Origin of the sequence: Variovorax nitratireducens (assembly GCF_051216545.1) — a bacterium.
Classification (GTDB): domain Bacteria; phylum Pseudomonadota; class Gammaproteobacteria; order Burkholderiales; family Burkholderiaceae_C; genus Variovorax.
In genome coordinates this window covers 114,525-131,887 of the sequence record NZ_JBPJZO010000014.1, presented here as the reverse complement: position 1 = coordinate 131,887, position 17,363 = coordinate 114,525, and the positions used below count along the sequence as shown (strand labels likewise).

Below are 17,363 nucleotides of genomic sequence, written 5' to 3'. Positions count from 1 at the left end.
CGGCGCTTGAGGTCTTCCAAATCGTCTGTCATTTACGTTCCCACGTTCATCTATGTGGGAACGTAGGCTGTCAGGTCACAGCCCGCGGCTCAAGGACGTGGTTTATTGATCGCATACTAGAAAGCTGCAGTGGGGATCGTGGGATCTAAGCGAGCAATCTTGCTGATCCGCAACTCATCCATGTAGCCCGCAAACTCCATGTCGCTGTCGTTCAGTCGGTAGAAGTACACAGCGGCTCGTGAGACGCACGTTGCGCTCGGACTGATTGCGGAAGGGCTGCTGCGTCAGTTCATTGAAGAGAACAAGGGGCTGACGTTGGTTCCAGTTGGTGACATGCGCGACCGTGAATCAGTGAGCCGACGCCGTGAGCAGATCAGCAACATCAAAACAACTCTTGAGGCTGCGTCTGCAATCATGGTGATGCAACGCAAGGTGGCTGACGAGAACAACATCAAGAAGTCAGATGTCAAAGAAGGCGAGGGCAATGTCGTCGCCTTGTTCAAGCAAGCCGGCAAGTTCATGTAATCAAAGTCGTTCGGTCTGCGTCGGAGGCTCGGAGCTTGGCAATGTTGGCCTTCGCGTCCTTGACCTTGTGCCGTCTGCCGAGCGTGTCTTCGAACCACAAGTCTTTGATCCAGAATTCATCGTCCGGGGTTGTTGCGTAGAGATCTTGTCGATGCAACCTGAGGTCGTATCGTTCGTGCTCTCCCAAACGGAGTCCGCGCTCCTCGACACCTATGTAGGTGCCGACCCAGTTCTTGTCGCTCTCTGCGCCCGCCCACATGCGAATGACGACCGGCCGCCTTCCGGCGTTGACGATCGTGGAAACAACACTTGGCGCCCCACCTTCCCAGCCTTCAGTAAATGAACTCTTGGTTCTCAGCGACGCGCGGTCACGGAGTCCGAAGTAAGCCGAGAATCCCAGGCTCACGAGCGAGACGACCAACGCGACGATTGAAATTTTTATCGGGTCCATCATTGATCGTGTCGGCAAACCCAAAGAAAAAGCCTCCGCGGGGGAGGCTTGAGGAAATTCCACTGTCATCAGTTTTGACATCAGTGGAATCTTGTAAGTGGGTACTCTCGTGAATCCCCGCATGAAATGGTGCCGGAGAGATGAATCGAACACCCGACCTTCTCATTACGAATGAGCTGCTCTACCGACTGAGCTACACCGGCTAAGCCTGCGATTATAGCCAATCCTCAGGCGGGGTCGTGGTAGCGGGTGACGCGTTCAACTTCGTTCTTCGAGCCCAAAACAACAGCCACGCGTTCGTGCAGCTTGGTCGGCTGCAGGTCGAGGATGCGTTCGCGGCCGTTGGTGGCCATGCCGCCGGCCTGTTCGACCAGCCAGCTAATCGGGTTGGCCTCGTACATCAAGCGCAGCTTGCCGGCCTTTTCGGGCTCGCGCTTGTCCCACGGGTACATGAAGATGCCGCCGCGCATCAGGATGCGGTGCACGTCGGTGACCATGCTCGCGATCCAGCGCATGTTGAAGTCCTTGTCGCGCGGGCCCGTGGTGCCGGCCAGGCATTCGTCGATGTAGCGCGTCACCGGGGCATCCCAGTGGCGCTTGTTGCTCATGTTGATTGCGAATTCCTTCGTGTCCGCCGGAATGCGCAGGTTTTCCTGCGTGAGGATGAACGAGCCCTGTTCGCGGTCCAGCGTGAACATCGCGACGCCGTCGCCCACCGTCAGCACCAGCGTGGTCTGCGGGCCGTAGACGCAGTAGCCGGCCGCCACCTGCTTGTTGCCGGCCTGCAGAAAGTCGGACTCCTGCACGCCGGGGTGGCCTTCGGGCTTCAGCAGCACGCTGAAGATGGTGCCGATGCTCACGTTCACGTCGATGTTGCTGGAGCCGTCGAGCGGGTCGAACAGCAGCAGGTATTCGCCCTGCGGGTAGCGGTTGGGTACCACGTAGATGCTGTCCATCTCTTCGCTGGCCATCGCGGCCAGGTGGCCGCCCCATTCGTTGGCTTCGATCAGCACCTCGTTGGCGATGATGTCGAGCTTCTTCTGGATCTCGCCCTGCACGTTCTCGCTTTCGGCCGAGCCGAGCACGCCGCCGAGCGCGCCCTTGTTCACGGCCTGGCTGATGCTCTTGCAGGCGCGCGCGACCACTTCGAGCAGCAGGCGCAGCTGCGCGGGGATCTTGCCGTCGACACGTTGTTGCTCGACGAGGTAGCGGGTCAGCGAAATGTTCTGTGCCATGTTGTGATCAATCATGAAAGGCTATTGTTGGCTCTTCGGAGAACACCGCGGAACCGGCTTTGCCGGGCCGCTGGTGTTGCCCCCGGCAGGGGGTTGGCGGAGCGACACGAAGTGCGCGAAGACTGGGGGCGAGCCCCATTCAAGTGGCTAGCGCGCGGGTGACAACCTCGTGGGTGTCCTTGCTCAGGTCGGGCCGCACCGCGATGCGTGCAATCGCCTCGCGGGCGGCGCTGCGGTAGGGCTCGGCCAACTTGCTCCATCGGTCGAGCGAGCGCGCCAGTCGCGCTGCCACCTGCGGGTTGATCGCATCAAGCTCGATCACGCGGTCGCTCCACCACACATAGCCGGCGGCATCCGGGCGGTGGAATGCGCCCGGGTTGGCGCTGCAGTAGCTGAAGATCACGCTGCGCGCGCGGTTCGGGTTCTTGAGCGAGAAGTCGGGGTGCTTCATGAGCTGCTTCACCAGCGGCAGCACGTTGCCGCCGCGGTCGGGTGAGCCGGCCTGCAGCGAGAACCACTTGTCGATCACCAGCGCCTCGTCCTTGAAGATGCTGTGGAAGCGCGCCAGCGCCTGCGCCGCCAGTGCGTTGCCCGACGACACCAGCGCGCTCAGCGCGTTGAAGCGGTCTGTCATGTTGCCGGCGTCCTTGAAGCGCTGCAGCGTCTTGCCCGGCCACACGGTATCGCCGGAGGCGCGCGCCGCGAGGCACAGGTTGGTCAGCGCCAGACCGGCCAGGGCACGGCGACCCGAGGAGAGCGGATCGGGGCTGTACCCGCCGGTGTCCTGGTTCTGCTCGTAGGCCACCTGCCAGTCGTCGAACAGAGCGGTGGCGAGTTGGGCCCGCATGCCCTCGCGCACCGCATGCACGCGCTGCGGGTCGACCACGTCGAGCTGTTCGGCAATGTAGGTTTCGGAAGGGAGCGTGAGCACCAGTTCCTTGAACGCCGAATCGAGGGCAGGGTCGCGCAGCACGCTGCGCATGGCCACTACATAGGCATCGTTCAGGGTGGCGGCACCCGCCACATCGGAACCACCGGCAATCAGATTGATGGCGCTTCGCAGTGCCAGCCGTTGCCCCGCTTCCCAGCGGTTGAACGGATCCGGGTCGTTCGCCAGCAGCGTGAGCAGTTGCGTGTCGCTGTAGTCGAAATCGAGCAGCACCGGCGCGCTGAAGCCGCGCAGGATCGACGGTACCGGTTCCCCGTTGAGGCCGGTGAAGGTCACGCTTTCGTTTTCCTGCGTGAGCACCAGGGTGCGCGTGCCGGCCGTGGCCTCGGCCTCGCCGTGCAGTTGCAGCGGCAGTGCGCGGCCGCCCTGCGCCAGCAGGCCGACGTTCACCGGAATCACGAACGGTTCCTTCACCGGCTGGCCCGGCGTCGGCGGGCAGCTTTGCGTGAAGCTCAATGTGTAGCTGCGCGCGTCGGCGTCGTAACTGCCGCGCGCCGCCAGGCGTGGCGTGCCGGCCTGTGAATACCAGCGCTTGAACTGCGGCAGCAGGCGCGCCAGGTCGGAATCGGGGTTGGCGTCGGCAATGGCCTGTGCAAAGTCGTCGCAGGTCACGGCCTGGCCATCGTGGCGGTCAAAGTACAGCGTGATGCCGCGCTCGAAGCCCTTGCGACCGACCAGCGTCTGCATCATGCGAACGACCTCGGCACCCTTCTCGTAGATGGTGACCGTGTAGAAGTTGCTGATCTCGATGTAGCTGTCGGGCCGCACCGGGTGCGCCATCGGGCCCGCGTCTTCGGGGAACTGGGCGGTGCGCAACACGCGCACGTCCTCGATGCGCTTGACCGCCCGGGCCGAGGCGTCGGCGCACAAATCCTGGCTGAACTCCTGGTCGCGGAACACCGTGAGGCCTTCCTTCAGGGACAGCTGGAACCAGTCACGGCAGGTCACGCGGTCGCCGCTCCAGTTGTGGAAGTACTCGTGGCCGACCACGCTTTCGATGTTGCTGTAGTCGGCATCGGTGGCGGTGGCCTGGTTGGCCAGAACGTACTTCGTGTTGAAGATGTTCAGGCCCTTGTTCTCCATCGCGCCCATGTTGAAGTCGCTGGTGGCGACGATCATGAAACGATCGAGATCAAGCGGCAGGCCGAAGCGGGCCTCGTCCCAGGCGACCGAATGCACCAGCGAATTCATCGCGTGCTCGGTCTTGTCGAGGTCGCCGGCACGCACGAACACCTGCAGCAGGTGTTCCTTGCCGTTGCGCGCCGTGATGCGCTGCTCGCGCGCCACCAGCTTGCCGGCCACCAGTGCGAACAGGTAGGCGGGCTTGCGGAACGGGTCGACCCATCGGGCGAAATGGCGGCCTTCCGGCAGATCGCCGTGCTCGACCAGGTTGCCGTTCGACAGCAGCACCGGGTAGGCGGCCTTGCTGGCGCGCAGCGTGACCTGGTAGCTGGCCATCACGTCGGGACGGTCCAGGAAATAGGTGATGCGGCGGAAACCCTCTGCCTCGCACTGCGTGAAGAAGGTGTCTTCGCTCACGAACAGGCCCATCAGCTTGGTGTTCTTGGCCGGGCAGCAGGTGGTGAAGATTTCGAGCTCGAACGCGTCGGGCAGGGAGTCGATCACGAGCTGGTCGGCTTCCATGCGGAACGAGGCGCCCTGGCCATCGACCAGCACGCGCGCCAGGTTGAGCTCGTCGCCGTCGAGCCGCAAGGGCTGCACCGGCACGTCGGGGTTGCGGCGCAGGCGCATGCGGTTCAGCACGCGGGTCTTGGCCGGATCCAGGTCGAAGGTGAGTTCGACCGTGTCGATCCAGTACGCGGGCGCGGCGTAGTCCTCGCGGCGCACCGCCACGGGTTGGGCATCACGCAGTTGCAGCATCGAGTGTCTCCAGAAAATTGGATTGGGCGAGCTCTTCGTAATCGCGCACGGCGGCGATCACGTGGGGCCCGGCAAGTTCGGCGGGGGTGTGGGTGCTGCAGACCGCAACGGCCCGCATGCCGCCGCGGCGTGCGGCTTCGATGCCGAACGGCGCGTCTTCGAACACGATGCAGCGCGCCGGGTCGACGCCGATGCGGCGTGCCGCTTCGAGAAAGATCGCCGGCGTCGGCTTGCCGCTCAGGCCTTCGTCGCCGCCGACGATGGCCAGGGGCAGCGGATCCATCTTCAGGCGCGACATCGCGAACTCGATGTTGTGCCGGTCGCCGGCCGTGCCGACCGCGATCTTCAGACCGCGCGCCACCGCCGCCTTGGCGAAGGCGTTGAAGCCCGCGACCTCGGTGAAGTTGTCGCTGAACATGTCGCGGTAGATCGTTTCCTTCTCGTGCACCAGCGCATCGCACTCGGCGTCGGAGAGCTCGCCCTCGAACAGCACGCGCATGCATTCGGTGCCGGTGCGGCCGGTGGTGCGCGCGAGAAGGTCGCTCACGTCGATCGCGATGCCGTGCCGGCGCGCGAACACCATCCACGACTTGGCGTGCCAGGGCATCGAGTCGATCATGGTGCCGTCCATGTCGAAGATCAGGGCTTCGGTTCGGGTGCCCATCAGACGCCTTGCTTCAGCGAAGCCTCGATGAACACGTCGAGGTCGCCGTCGAGCACCTTCTGCGTGGCCGAGACTTCGACGTTGGTGCGCAGATCCTTGATGCGGCTGTTGTCCAGCACGTAGCTGCGAATCTGGTGGCCCCAGCCCACGTCGGTCTTGCTGTCTTCGAGCTTCTGCTGCTCTTCCTGGCGCTTGCGCATCTCGTGGTCGTACAGGCGCGAGCGCAACCGCTTCCAGGCCACGTCGCGGTTGCTGTGCTGGCTGCGGCCGTCCTGGCACTGCACCACGATGCCGGTCGGGATGTGCGTGAGCCGCACTGCCGAGTCGGTCTTGTTGATGTGCTGGCCGCCGGCGCCGCTCGCGCGGTAGGTGTCCACGCGCACGTCGGACGGGTTGATGTCGATCTCGATCGAGTCGTCGATCTCGGGGTAGACAAAGATGCTCGCAAAGCTGGTGTGGCGGCCGCCCGACGAGTCGAACGGCGACTTGCGCACCAGCCGGTGAACGCCGGTTTCGGTGCGCAGCAGGCCGAATGCGTACTCGCCCTCGACCTTGATCGTGGCGCCCTTGATGCCGGCCGTGTCGCCGGGCGACTCGTCCTCGATGGTGCTCTTGAAGCCCTTGCGCTCGGCGTACTTGAGGTACTGGCGCAGCAGCATGCTGGCCCAGTCGCAGGCCTCGGTGCCGCCCGCGCCGGCCTGGATGTCGACAAAGGCATTGAGCGGGTCGGCCGGGTTGTTGAACATCCGGCGGAACTCGAGCTGCTTGATGAGGGCTTCGAGCTTGCCCGCGTCGTCGGCGATGGCCTGCAGGCCATCGACATCGCCGTCGGCCTTCGACATCTCGTAGAGCTCGGTGTTGTCAGACAGCTCGCTCGTGAGCTTGCCGATCGTCACGACGACGTCGTCCAGCGATTTCTTTTCACGGCCCAGTTCCTGGGCTTTCTTCGGGTCGTTCCAGACCGTCGGATCTTCCAGCGATGCGTTGACCGTCCTCAGGCGTTCGGATTTGGCATCGTAGTCAAAGATACCTCCGTAAATCGACCGTGCGAACGCTCAGGTCTGCGAGGTTTGCGCCGATTTGGTTGATTTGTTCTGCGTCCATGATGGTGTCCTGCTGTGTTCGGTGGCCCGGCTTGATCCGGGGGGCAACCCGGCATTTTCTCACGCTGGGCGCGGGCCCCTCAGCCCTGCATGAATCTCTCGATCAGGGCCGCCACGCGCTCTGGCTGGTCGTGGTGCAGCATGTGGCCCGCATCCTCGACGCGCGCCACGCGTGCGTCGGGCACCGACTGCAGGCGTTCGTGGTACTGCGCCAGCGTGTAGCGCCCCTTCCACCATTGGGTCAGGCTGTCGTCGGCCGCCTCCACGGCGAGCAGCGGCGCGCTGATGCGGCGGTACAGCGCCAGCACTTCGTCGAGCCGGTAGATCTGTGCGCTGCTGATCTTGTGGCCGGGCTCGCCGAGAATTTCCCACAGGCTGCCCTTGCCGTCAGGGCCGGGTTTTTCGCGCGCCCAGTGGCTGGCCAGCCACTGGGCCTTGTCGGGCGTGAGGCGCGGGTTGGTCTTCATGAGCCGGCGCGCCACGCCGTCGAGCGCGGGGTAGGGCTTGAGGTCGAGCTCGCCGCGGTGCAGGCGCTTGAGCTCATCGATCCACTTGCCGTAGCGCGCGGGCGCTTCGTCCGGGTCGGCCGGGGGCATGCCGAAGCCTTCGAGATTCACCAGCCGGCGAACGCGCTGCGGCCGCACGCCGCTGTAGAGCATCGACACGTTGCCGCCCATGCTGTGGCCGACCAGGTCGACGGCGGTGTCGCCCGCGCAGTGGTCGAGCAGGTCGTCCAGGTCGGCCATGTAGTCGCCCATGATGTAGTGGTCGGCACCGCATTCGGTAAGGCCGAAGCCGCGCCAGTCGGGCGCGATCACGTGGCGGTCTTCGGCAAAGGCGTCGACCACGAACTGCCACGACGCGGCCACGTCCATCCAGCCGTGCAGCAGCACCAGCGGCGGCCGGCCCGGCGTGGGCTCGCCCCACGAAAGGACGTGATAGCGCAGGCCGCGCACGGGAATGAATTCGCTTTTGAAAGGTCGGCGGGGCTGGTACATGCGGCCGATCATAAGAACAAGAAGGCGGCGGCGCAGATCCCGCGCAGCTCGGGTTTCCGATGGCCTGAAGCAGGAAGGAGTGCAGGGCGGTAGCATTTCGCCCATGCAAAAAATCCAACTTGGTCAAAGCGACCTGCACGTCACCCCCATCTGCCTCGGCACCATGACCTTCGGTGAACAGGTCAACGAGGGCACCGCCCACCAGATCCTGAGCCGTTCGCTCGAACGTGGCGTCGACTTCATCGACACGGCCGAGATGTACGCTGTGCCGGCGCGCAAGGAAACCTTCGGCGCCACCGAAACCATCATCGGCAACTGGTTTGCGAAGAACCCGGGCGCGCGCCAGAAGCTCACGCTCGCCACCAAGGTGGCCGGCCCCTCGCGCGGCATGCCGTGGGTGCGCGAAAGTGGCGGCATGACGCCGGCGGACATCGTCGCCTCGTGCAACGCGAGCCTGAAGCGCCTGCAGACCGACGTGATCGACCTCTACCAGATCCACTGGCCCGAGCGCCATGTGCCGGCCTTCGGCAACATCTACTACGACCCGGCCAGGGAGACATCGAAGACTTCGATCCACGCGCAGCTCGACGCATTGGCAGGACTCGTGAAGGCCGGCAAGGTGCGTGCGATCGGCCTCTCGAACGAAACCCCATACGGCGTGCACGAGTTCGTGCGCCTCGCCGAGCAGCACGAGCTGCCGCGCGTGGCGACGGTGCAGAACGTGTACTGCCTGGTGAGCCGCGCGCTCGAGAACGGCCTGGACGAAACCATGCATCGCCTCGGCGTGTCGCTGCTCGCGTACTCGCCGCTGGCCTTCGGCCTGCTGACCGGCAAGTACGACCAGGGCGGCACCGAAGGCCCCGACGCGCCCAAGGGCGCCCGCATCTCGAGCTACGAGTCGGTGCGCAAGCAGCGCTGGGGGCGGCCGGACGCGCTGAATGCAGCCCGCCGCTACAACCAGCTGGCGCGCGACAACGGCATGACGCCCACCAAGCTTGCACTGGCGTTCTGCTACACCAAGTGGCAGGTCGCCAGCACGATCATCGGCGTGACCTCGGTGGCGCAACTGGACGAAGACCTCGATGCGTACGGCACCACGCTGTCGGCCGAACTGCTGGCAGAGATCGACAAGATCCGCTGGGACATTCGCGATCCCGCAATGTAAGCAGCAAGCAGCAAGCAGCAAGCAGCACGTCAGCGAAACGCCTGCGACGCAGTTGAGACGCTGGTCATGCACGACCAGCATGCCACCTCGTCGTCAGGCGCGCGGCGTGCAAAGCCGGTGCAGTGCGCGCTGGCAGAATGAGCGACCTTTTTTCCCGGACGGAGCCCACGTTGACTTTTCATTGGCCGTCTCTCGTCGCCATCCTCGCTTCGTACCTGCTCGGCTCGCTCTCGTTCGCGGTGATCGTGAGCAAGGCGTTCGGCATGGCCGACCCGCGCAGCTACGGCAGCAAGAACCCGGGCGCGACCAATGTGCTGCGCTCGGGCAACAAGGCGGCCGCACTCGCCACGTTGGTGCTCGACGCAGTCAAGGGCTGGCTGCCGGTGTTCCTGATCCAGCAGTTCGGCGCCGCCTGGGGGCTCGATGCCGGCGTTGCCGCGCTGGCAGGGCTGGCCGCATTCCTCGGGCACCTGTACCCCGTATTCTTCGGCTTTCAGGGCGGCAAGGGCGTGGCGACGGCGGCCGGTGCATTGCTCGGCCTGAGCTGGCTGCTGGGCCTGGCGACGGGCGGCACCTGGCTGATCGTTGCGCTGTTCTTCCGCTACTCGTCGCTCGCCTCGCTGGCGGCGGCGTTCTTTGCGCCGGCCTATTACCTGATGGGCGGCGGCATCGCTTGGCCGTTCAGCCGCACGGCGCTCATGGCCATGAGCGTGATGAGCCTGCTGCTTGCATGGCGGCACCGCGAAAACATCCGCCGGCTGATCGCCGGCACCGAGTCGAAGCTCGGCTCGAAGAAAACCACTGAAAGAACAACACCATGACAGAACTCCAGCGTTTTCACGTCGGCCCTCGCCTGAGCGAGATGGCAATCCACAACGGCACCATCTACCTGGCCGGCCAGGTGCCCGACGATACGACGCTGGACATGCGCGGCCAGACCGCGCAGGTGCTGGCCATGATCGACCGCCTGCTGGCCGAGGCCGGCAGTGACAAGACGCGCATGCTGATGGTGCAGATCTTCCTGCCCGACATCGGCGACATCGTGGCGATGAACGCGGTGTGGGACGCCTGGGTGGCGCCCGGCCACACGCCGCCGCGCGCCACGGTGCAGGCCAAGCTGGCCAACCCGGCCTACAAGATCGAAGTGGTGGTGACGGCCGCGAAGGCCTAGTAGCGCTTTTCCAGGACCATCTGGTCGGAGTCGCGCCGCATCGAGAAGCGGCCGATGAAACTGTTGCCCAGCAGCACGAAGGGCATCGGCTGTGGCGACACGATCGCGTCGACGTCGTAGACCTCGACGTCGCCGACCCGCACCGACGACAGCCGAACCCGGAACCCTTGCGCCACGCCGTTGGCCGTGTTCATGCGCACCGGCTGGCCCTTCTCGAAGTCGAGCCCGATGCGTTGCGCGTCCGCCGCCGACAGTGCGACCGTGGTGGCGCCCGTGTCCAGCATGAAGCTCACCGGCCGGCCGTTGATGGAGCCCGCCGTCATGAAATGCCCGCGGCCGTCGACCGGCAGCACGATGCGCGTACCGGTCGCACGGCTGCCGCCACCACCGCCCACGCTCACGGGCGAGTCCATGCGCAGGCCCACGCGCTGGCCGCCCACTTCGACCTGTGCCTGGTCAGCCTGAACCGACACCACGCGCACGCCCTGGTACGTTTCTCCGACGGCCACGGTCTTGGGCGCGCCCCCGTTCACGATGAGGATGGCGCGGCTGCCGATCGTGCCCGTGAGCATCACCGAACTGGACTGCGCCGCCGCCCATCCGCCAAGCAACGCGAAGGCGGTGCAAAGCCCAGTTCGCAGAACACCGCGGAACCGGCTCCGCCGGTCCGCTGGTGTTGCCCCCGGCAGGGGGTTGGCGAAAGCGACACGAAGTGCGCGAAGCCTGGGGGCGAGCAACATATCAATCGCGAAAGTTGTTGAAGGTGAGCGGCATCTCGGGCAGATCTTTCTTGATCAGCGCCATCGCCGCCTGCAGGTCGTCGCGCTTGGCGCCGGTCACGCGCACCGCGTCGCCCTGGATCGCAGCCTGAACCTTCATCTTGCTGTCCTTGATGAGGCGCGTGATCTTCTTGGCCTGTTCGGTCTCGATGCCGCTCTTGACCTTGATCACCAGCTTGACCTTGTCGCCGCCGATCTTCTGCACGTCGCCCTTGTCGAGATAGCGCACGTCCACGCTGCGCTTGGTGAGCTTGTTGCGCAGGATGTCTTCGACCTGCACCAGCTGGAAATCGGCGTCGCCGATCAGCGTGATGTCCTTGTCCTTGAGCTCGATCGCGGCGGCCGTGCCCTTGAAGTCGAAGCGCGTGCCGATTTCCTTGGCCGTGTTCTCCACGGCGTTCTTGACCTCGGGAAGGTTGGGTTCGCAAACGGTGTCGAAAGACGGCATGAAGACTCCTGGATGGCACAAGCTGAATGCGACAATTCTCCCATGATCGTGGAGTCCAACGTCCCCCTGCAGCCGTACAACAGCTTCGGCATCGTCGCGCGTGCGCAGCACCTGGCGCGCATCGCCAGCGAGGTCGACGTGGCGGCGCTGCTGGCCGACCCGCAGTGGCGCACGGCGCCCAAGTTCGTGCTCGGCGGCGGCAGCAACATCGTGCTGACCGGCGACGTCAAGCCGCTCGTGCTCAAGGTCGAAATCAAGGGCCGGCGCCTGGTCGAAGAAACACCGCGGGCCTGGATCGTCGAGGTCGGCGCCGGCGAGAACTGGCACGAAACGGTCGAGTGGACGGTCGACAACGGCTTTCCGGGGCTCGAAAACCTGGCGCTGATTCCGGGCACGGTCGGCGGCTCGCCAGTGCAGAACATCGGCGCCTATGGCGTCGAGCTGCAAGACCGCTTCGAGTCGCTCGATGCCATCGCGCTCGACACCGGCCGCGCTTTCACGCTCGACGCCGCGCAGTGCGCGTTCGGCTACCGCGACTCGGTGTTCAAGCACGTGGCGAGCGGCAGCAACAGCTTCGGCCTCGCGGGCCGGGCCCTCATCACGCGCGTGCGCTTTCGCCTGCCGAAGCCGTGGAAGGCCGTCATGGGCTATGTCGACCTCGAGCGCAAGATGGCCGAAACCGGCAACTTCACGCCCGATGCACGCGAAATATTCGACTGGGTTTGTGCGATCCGCCGGGCCAAGTTGCCCGACTGGCGCGTGCTCGGCAACGCCGGCAGCTTCTTCAAGAACCCGACCGTCACGCCCGAGCAGTGCGCCGACATCATCGCGCGCGACCCGAAGATCGTGCACTACCCGATGGCCGACGGCAGCATCAAGCTGGCAGCCGGCTGGCTCATCGACGCCTGTGGCTGGAAGGGCAAGTCGGTCGGCAACGCGGGTGTCTACGAGCGCCAGGCGCTGGTGCTGGTGAACCGCGGCGGCCAGACCCATCCGGTCACGGGTGGCGAAGTGATGACACTGGCCAAGGCGATCCAGACCAGCGTCTATGAGCGCTTCGGCATCCGGCTCGAGCCAGAGCCGGTGGTCGTCTGAAAAAGATCAACAACAAGAGGGTTCGGATTCATGAAAAAAGCAGCAGTGGCGGCCGCGCTGGTCGTCCTGGTTGGTGGCGCCTACCTGGGCGCGACCGCCTACACCAGCCACCGGATCGCGGCCGCCTATGACGCCCGCGTGGCCAAGCTGGAGCAGCAGCTCCCGTTCCTTCGGGTGGTCGATCGCCAGACCGACAAGGGCCTGTTCTCGTCCACATATTCGGGCAATGTGCGCATCGGTTGCATCCCGGACGCCGCCGGCGGCAAGGCTGACAAGCCGCTGCTGATCGGCTTCAGGGATCATGTGCGCAACGGCCCCTTGCCGGGCTTCGCTGGCTTCGGCGCGGCCGTCATCGATTCTGAAATCGTGCTGCCGGCCGAGGCGCCCGAGGGGTTGCGCAAGTACCTGGCCGGCATGAAGCCGCAGGACATCCGCACCACGGTTGGCTATGGTGGTGGCTACCAGACCGCGTTGCGCCTGCCGGCCGGGGATTACACCTTGCCCGAGGGCCAGTTGAGCTGGCCGGAAATGCGGGCCATCGGTGCCGGCAGGCTCGACGGCAGCAGTGCCAGCTTCGACGGCAGCCTGTCCGAATTCGCGTTCCGCGGCACCGACAAGGGCGATGGCAAAGGCGCCAGCTTCAAGCTGGTCAACCTGCGCTGGCAAGGCGCGAACCGGGGCGAGGGCAGCATCTGGCTGCGCCCGGGCACCAGCCGCATCGAGATCGAGCGCGTTGAGCTTTTGGCCGAAGCCGGCGGCAAGCCCTTCTCGGCCCAGGTGGGCAAGATCAGCTACGCCACCGAGCTCAGCGCCGAACAGGATCTGTTGCAGGGCAAAGCCACCATCACCGCCAACGCCACGCTGCAGATCGGCCCTGATGCCAAGCCGATCCAACTCGACCAGATCGAACTGCAGGAATCGTTCAAGCGCCTGCACGCGCCCACGCTGCAGAAGGTGCTGGAGACCTCGATGGCCGATCTGTCGGCCTGCGGCGCGGAGGGTGCGCCGGCAGTCGATGCGGCCGCCCGCGGCCAGGAGATGCTGCGCATGTTGGCGCAACTGCTGCCGTACGCACCCGAGCTCTCGGTCGACAAGCTGGCCGTCGGCTATGAAGGCCAGCGCGGTGAACTGTCCTATGCAGTCAGCGCACCGGGGCTGACCGCCCAGGACATCGAAACGCCCGGCGCCTTGCAGGGCAAGTTGCAGCAGAACCTGGTGTTGCGGGCCAATGCCAGGCTGCCCGCAGCCTGGATCGAGCAGCTCGGCGCGCAGCAGCAGGTGGCGCAGGCCGACACCATGCTCGACCTGGCCGTCGGCAAGGGCTTCGTGGTGCGCGATGGCGACCATGTGACGAGCAGCGTGGTCGTCGAGCGCGGCGCCATCCTGGTCAATGGCAAGCCCTTCGGCGCGCACTGAGCGCTTGGCACCATGCCGTTGCCCTGGCCCGAACTCAACTTTCGTCGGCGCATCGCGCTGCTGGTGTGGTCGCGCAGGGCGTTGTGGTTGCCCGGCATCGGCGCACTGCTGCTGTGGGGAACCAGCTTCGCCTTCTGGCTCACGGTCGTCTTCGCCGTGCTGCTGTCGGGCGCATTGAAGGCCTGGGAAACCAGCCTGCGCCGTCAGTTCATTCGCGAGGCCGAGTTTCCGCGCTTCATCGCGGGCAAGCTGGTCGCGGCCTATCCGCAGCTCACGCTGCGCGACACCGACCTGGTGCTGCGCGGGCTGCGCCAGTTTTTCATGGCGCACCTGCGCTCGGGCCGCAAGTTCGTGGCGATGCCGTCAAAGCTGGCCGACGAGGCCTGGCACGAGTACATCCTCCACACGCAGGGCTACCAGCGCTGGTGTTCGGCGGCATTCGGCAGGCTGCTGCACCACACGCCGGCCGAGGTGCTGGGCCGCGATGCGCGGCGCAACGACGGCTTGCGCCGCACCTGGTACTGGGCCTGCAAGGAGGAAAGCATCGACCCGCGTAAGCCGTCGCGGCTGCCGTTGCTGTTTGCGCTCGACGCCAAGTTCGACGTGGCGGGCGGGTTCAGGTACACGCCCGACTGCAAGGCGATCGACCGGGCCAGCGGCTCCGACGCCCACTGCGGCAGCAGCTTCAGTGATTCGTCTTCGGGCTCGGGCGACGCGGACGGCTTCGGCGGCAGCGAATCGTCGTCAGACGGTGGGGGAGGCAGCGACGGCGACGGAGGTTCGGGCTGCGGCGGGGGCTGCGGCGGGGACTGAGCGCCTCAACCGAAGTGGCAGATGTAGCTGTAGGGCTCGCCGGTCACGCGGATCTGGAACGACGAATCGCCCGGCACGCTGAACTTCTGGCCGACACCGGCCTGCTGCCATTCGGTGCTGCCGCTCAACAGGTATTCGCAGGCGCCACCGGTGCCTTCCATGATCTCTGGGGCGCCGGTGTTGAAGGTCAGCGTCGACGGCAGGATCACGCCGACCGACTTGCGGGTGCCGTCCGCAAGCGTGAGGCTGTGGCTCACGCACTTGCCGTCGAAATAAACATTGGCCTTGGTGGCCACGGCCACGCTGTTCAGGGTTTCGGTCATGCCCCCGATTTTACGCAGCGCGTGCAGGCTCAGCGCCAGCCGCGGTGCCAGCCGCGCGAGTAGCCGAAGTTGAGCGAGAGCCCCACCGGCGGCCCGACGTAGTAGGGCGCGGCGTAGCCGTAGGCCGGCTGCACGTACATCGGCGGCGCATAGGCCGGGGCCGCGTACACCGGGGCCGGCGCGCCACCGGCACCGACCACCATGCCGGGTTCGGGCACCACGCTGTCCCAGGGTGAGCCGCCGCCGCTGCTGCTGTTGTCGGCGATATGCGGCTGGTCGGGCACCGGCGAGGTGGTCACGCCGAGCGGGCTCACCTGCAGCGGGATGGTGCGGCCGGGCGGGCTGTCCATGCGGGTGGTGTACTGGTGGCCCGCGTATTCGTAGGTCACGCTGTAGCTGGTCTGGCCGTTGCCGTCGCGGATAGGGGTGCTCGAAATGACGCGGCCTGCTGCTTCTTGCGCCTGGGCCAGGCCGGCGGCGCCGCCGAGTGCGGCAACCAGGGCGAGACCGATGACGGCACGGGTTCGGATGCTCATGAAATAACTCCTTAAAACGCGGAAGTTCCGCATGTCAGGCCGGTTGGACGCAATCCGGCGCGCCGGGTTCACTGCTTCACATTGCCTTCGGAATACGCCGCCCACTGCGCGGCGTCGAAACCGACCGTGGCCTGCATGCCCGGCCGCCATTCGACCACCGGGCGCTTGATCAGGGTCGGGTGCGCGACCAGCACCGCGCGGGCCGAGGCTGCGTCGACCACCGATTCACGCGTGGCCGCGTCGAGTTGCCGCCAGGTGGTGCCGCGCCGGTTGACCAGCGTCTCCCAGCCCGGGGCCTGCAGCCAGCGGTCGAGTGCATCGTCGGGCAGGCCGTTCTTGCGGAAATCGTGGAACTGGTAGGCCACGCCCTGCGCGGCCAGCCAGGCGCGAGCCCGTTTCACCGTGTCGCAGTTGGGGATGCCAAATAAGGTTGTTGTCATGCCGGAATGATGCCGCGATGGCCGGTCGGCGACAATGCCGCCCTCCATGGAAACCCTCGCCGACTGGCTTGCGCACTGCGAGCAACTGCATTCCAAGAACATCGAACTCGGGCTGGATCGCGTGCGCGCCGTCGCGGAACGGCTCGGCCTGGCCTTCGGCTGCCCCGTGATCACGGTGGCCGGCACCAACGGCAAGGGCTCGACCTGCGCCATGCTCGAGTCGATCCTGCGCCACGCGGGCTACCGCACCGGGGTCTACAGCTCGCCGCACCTGGTGCACTTCGAGGAGCGCCTGCGGCTCGCGGGCGAGTCGGTGGCGGCCACGGCACTGCTGCCCCATTTCGAGGCGGTGGAGCGCGCGCGCGAGAGCACCTCGCTGACCTATTTCGAGTTCACCACGCTGGCGCTGCTGCGCTGCATGGCGGCCAGCGGCGTGGAAGTCGCAATCCTCGAAGTTGGCCTGGGCGGCCGGCTCGACGCGGTGAACATCATCGACCCCGACTGCGCCATCATCACCAGCATCGACCTCGACCACATGGACTTTCTGGGGCCCGATCGCGAAAGCATCGGCTTCGAGAAGGCCGGCATCCTGCGCGCCGGTCGCCCTGCAATCGTGAGCGATCCGATGCCGCCGGCCAGCGTGATCGACCATGCGCGCGCCATCGGCGCCGACCTTTGGCGCTTCGGCCACGACTTCAATGTCTCGGGCGACAAGCAGCAATGGGGCTGGAGCGGGCGCGGCGCGGGTGGCGGCAACCGGCGCTACAGCGGGCTGGCCTATCCGGCGCTGCGCGGCGCCAACCAGTTGATCAATGCGGCCGGCGTGCTGGCGGCGCTCGAGGCGCTGCGGCCGAAGCTGCCGATCACGGCGCAGGCGGTGCGCACTGGGCTCGCGATGGTCGAGCTGCCGGGCCGCTTCCAGCTGGTGCCCGGCCAGCCGGCGCTGGTGCTCGACGTGGCGCACAACGCGCATGCGGTCGCCGCCCTGGCCGAGAACCTCGACGCGATGGGCTTCTTTCCGACCACCCACGCGGTGTTCGGCGTGATGGCCGACAAGGATCTCGATCCGATCTTCGCGCGCATCGGGCCGCTGATCGACCGCTGGTACTTCACCGACCTGCCGACACCCCGGGCCGCACCGGCCGACCAATTGCTCGCACGCTGGCAGGCGCAGAACACGCGCGGCGATGCGTCCGGCATGGTGTGCGCCAGCCCGATGGAGGCGCTGCAGGCGGCCATCGATCGCGCAGACCCCGCTGATAGAATCGTGGTCTTCGGATCGTTCTTCACGGTCGGCGGCGTGCTTGCAAACGGCACGCCCCGCCTGCAAGCCAAACACCTGCTGCCAGATGCCTGAAACGGCCTGATTTC

General features: G+C 65.9%; 19 protein-coding genes and 1 tRNA gene. 8 read left to right on the top strand and 12 right to left on the bottom strand.

The window, feature by feature from the left end; translation table 11 throughout:
• Window positions 1–333: 333 nt before the first annotated feature.
• On the top strand, window positions 334–525 hold the full coding sequence (locus ACSFA8_RS24630) for a hypothetical protein (protein WP_435482097.1): 192 nt from the start codon (window positions 334–336) through the stop codon (window positions 523–525).
• Here ACSFA8_RS24630 and ACSFA8_RS24625 read toward each other — a convergent pair.
• The 7 genes from ACSFA8_RS24625 to ACSFA8_RS24595 form a co-directional block, all read right to left on the bottom strand.
• Entirely contained in the window at window positions 518–1,057 is a 540-nt protein-coding gene (locus ACSFA8_RS24625) for a hypothetical protein (RefSeq protein ID WP_435482096.1), read from the bottom strand. The genes ACSFA8_RS24630 and ACSFA8_RS24625 overlap by 8 nt on opposite strands.
• A gap of 46 nt (window positions 1,058–1,103) precedes the next feature.
• A tRNA-Thr gene (locus ACSFA8_RS24620) sits at window positions 1,104–1,179 on the bottom strand.
• 24 nt (window positions 1,180–1,203) lie between these two features.
• Window positions 1,204–2,211, bottom strand: a complete 1,008-nt coding sequence (locus ACSFA8_RS24615; protein ID WP_435482100.1) for a class 1 fructose-bisphosphatase — start codon at window positions 2,209–2,211, stop codon at window positions 1,204–1,206.
• Between the two features lie 139 nt (window positions 2,212–2,350).
• Entirely contained in the window at window positions 2,351–5,041 is a 2,691-nt protein-coding gene (pepN, locus tag ACSFA8_RS24610) for an aminopeptidase N (protein ID WP_435482095.1), read from the bottom strand.
• Window positions 5,025–5,705 carry an HAD family hydrolase gene (locus tag ACSFA8_RS24605; RefSeq protein ID WP_435482094.1) on the bottom strand — a complete coding sequence of 227 codons (681 nt, stop codon included), beginning with the start codon at window positions 5,703–5,705 and terminating at the stop codon, window positions 5,025–5,027. The genes pepN and ACSFA8_RS24605 overlap by 17 nt, the downstream gene beginning before the upstream one ends.
• Window positions 5,705–6,809 (bottom strand): peptide chain release factor 2 gene (prfB, locus tag ACSFA8_RS24600; RefSeq protein WP_435482093.1). Its coding sequence is split into 2 segments (ribosomal slippage): window positions 5,705–6,727 and window positions 6,729–6,809, totalling 1,104 coding nucleotides; the frame shifts between segments, so codons are not numbered across the junction. The genes ACSFA8_RS24605 and prfB overlap by 1 nt, the downstream gene beginning before the upstream one ends.
• A gap of 79 nt (window positions 6,810–6,888) precedes the next feature.
• Window positions 6,889–7,806 carry an alpha/beta fold hydrolase gene (locus ACSFA8_RS24595; protein ID WP_435482092.1) on the bottom strand — a complete coding sequence of 306 codons (918 nt, stop codon included), beginning with the start codon at window positions 7,804–7,806 and terminating at the stop codon, window positions 6,889–6,891.
• 103 nt (window positions 7,807–7,909) lie between these two features.
• Here ACSFA8_RS24595 and ACSFA8_RS24590 point away from each other — a divergent pair, with 103 nt between their 5' ends.
• From ACSFA8_RS24590 to ACSFA8_RS24580, 3 genes are all read left to right on the top strand, one after another.
• On the top strand, window positions 7,910–8,971 hold the full coding sequence (locus tag ACSFA8_RS24590; protein ID WP_435482091.1) for an aldo/keto reductase: 1,062 nt from the start codon (window positions 7,910–7,912) through the stop codon (window positions 8,969–8,971).
• A 170-nt stretch (window positions 8,972–9,141) separates the two neighbouring features.
• Window positions 9,142–9,792 (top strand): glycerol-3-phosphate 1-O-acyltransferase PlsY, encoded by a 651-nt coding sequence (gene plsY / locus ACSFA8_RS24585; protein WP_435482090.1) that lies wholly within the window; start codon window positions 9,142–9,144, stop codon window positions 9,790–9,792.
• Window positions 9,789–10,142, top strand: a complete 354-nt coding sequence (locus tag ACSFA8_RS24580) for a RidA family protein (protein WP_435482089.1) — start codon at window positions 9,789–9,791, stop codon at window positions 10,140–10,142. Before plsY ends, ACSFA8_RS24580 begins: the two co-directional genes overlap by 4 nt.
• On the opposite strand, the gene ACSFA8_RS24575 is transcribed toward ACSFA8_RS24580, so the two are convergent.
• Both ACSFA8_RS24575 and ACSFA8_RS24570 read right to left on the bottom strand, forming a co-directional pair.
• A complete protein-coding gene (locus tag ACSFA8_RS24575) occupies window positions 10,139–10,714 on the bottom strand; it encodes a retropepsin-like aspartic protease family protein (RefSeq protein WP_435482088.1) in 576 nt (191 codons plus the stop codon). The two genes, ACSFA8_RS24580 and ACSFA8_RS24575, sit on opposite strands and share 4 nt — an antisense overlap.
• 169 nt (window positions 10,715–10,883) lie before the next feature.
• Window positions 10,884–11,369 (bottom strand): YajQ family cyclic di-GMP-binding protein, encoded by a 486-nt coding sequence (locus ACSFA8_RS24570; protein WP_286542807.1) that lies wholly within the window; start codon window positions 11,367–11,369, stop codon window positions 10,884–10,886.
• Window positions 11,370–11,411: 42 nt separating this feature from the next.
• On the opposite strand from ACSFA8_RS24570, the gene murB reads away from it, so the two are divergent.
• From murB to ACSFA8_RS24555, 3 genes are read left to right on the top strand one after another with little or no spacing between them, the layout of a single operon-like run.
• Window positions 11,412–12,464: a UDP-N-acetylmuramate dehydrogenase gene (gene murB / locus ACSFA8_RS24565; RefSeq protein WP_435482087.1), complete on the top strand. Its 1,053-nt coding sequence runs from the start codon at window positions 11,412–11,414 to the stop codon at window positions 12,462–12,464.
• Window positions 12,465–12,494: 30 nt separating this feature from the next.
• Window positions 12,495–13,880 (top strand): YdgA family protein, encoded by a 1,386-nt coding sequence (locus tag ACSFA8_RS24560; protein ID WP_435482086.1) that lies wholly within the window; start codon window positions 12,495–12,497, stop codon window positions 13,878–13,880.
• Between the two features lie 12 nt (window positions 13,881–13,892).
• Window positions 13,893–14,693 carry a glycine-rich domain-containing protein gene (locus ACSFA8_RS24555; RefSeq protein ID WP_435482085.1) on the top strand — a complete coding sequence of 267 codons (801 nt, stop codon included), beginning with the start codon at window positions 13,893–13,895 and terminating at the stop codon, window positions 14,691–14,693.
• A gap of 5 nt (window positions 14,694–14,698) precedes the next feature.
• Here the strand turns inward: ACSFA8_RS24555 and ppnP are convergent, their stop codons facing one another.
• From ppnP to ACSFA8_RS24540, 3 genes are all read right to left on the bottom strand, one after another.
• The gene (ppnP, locus tag ACSFA8_RS24550; RefSeq protein ID WP_435482084.1) at window positions 14,699–15,016 is read right to left on the bottom strand and encodes a pyrimidine/purine nucleoside phosphorylase; all 318 of its coding nucleotides are present in this window, start codon (window positions 15,014–15,016) and stop codon (window positions 14,699–14,701) included.
• A gap of 29 nt (window positions 15,017–15,045) precedes the next feature.
• Entirely contained in the window at window positions 15,046–15,552 is a 507-nt protein-coding gene (locus ACSFA8_RS24545; protein WP_435482083.1) for a hypothetical protein, read from the bottom strand.
• A 68-nt stretch (window positions 15,553–15,620) separates the two neighbouring features.
• Complete coding sequence (locus ACSFA8_RS24540; protein WP_435482082.1) at window positions 15,621–15,992, bottom strand: ArsC family reductase; 372 nt, start codon at window positions 15,990–15,992, stop codon at window positions 15,621–15,623.
• A 34-nt stretch (window positions 15,993–16,026) separates the two neighbouring features.
• Between ACSFA8_RS24540 and folC the strand changes: the two genes are divergently transcribed.
• On the top strand, window positions 16,027–17,349 hold the full coding sequence (folC, locus tag ACSFA8_RS24535; RefSeq protein WP_435482081.1) for a bifunctional tetrahydrofolate synthase/dihydrofolate synthase: 1,323 nt from the start codon (window positions 16,027–16,029) through the stop codon (window positions 17,347–17,349).
• The last annotated feature ends 14 nt before the right edge of the window (window positions 17,350–17,363 follow it).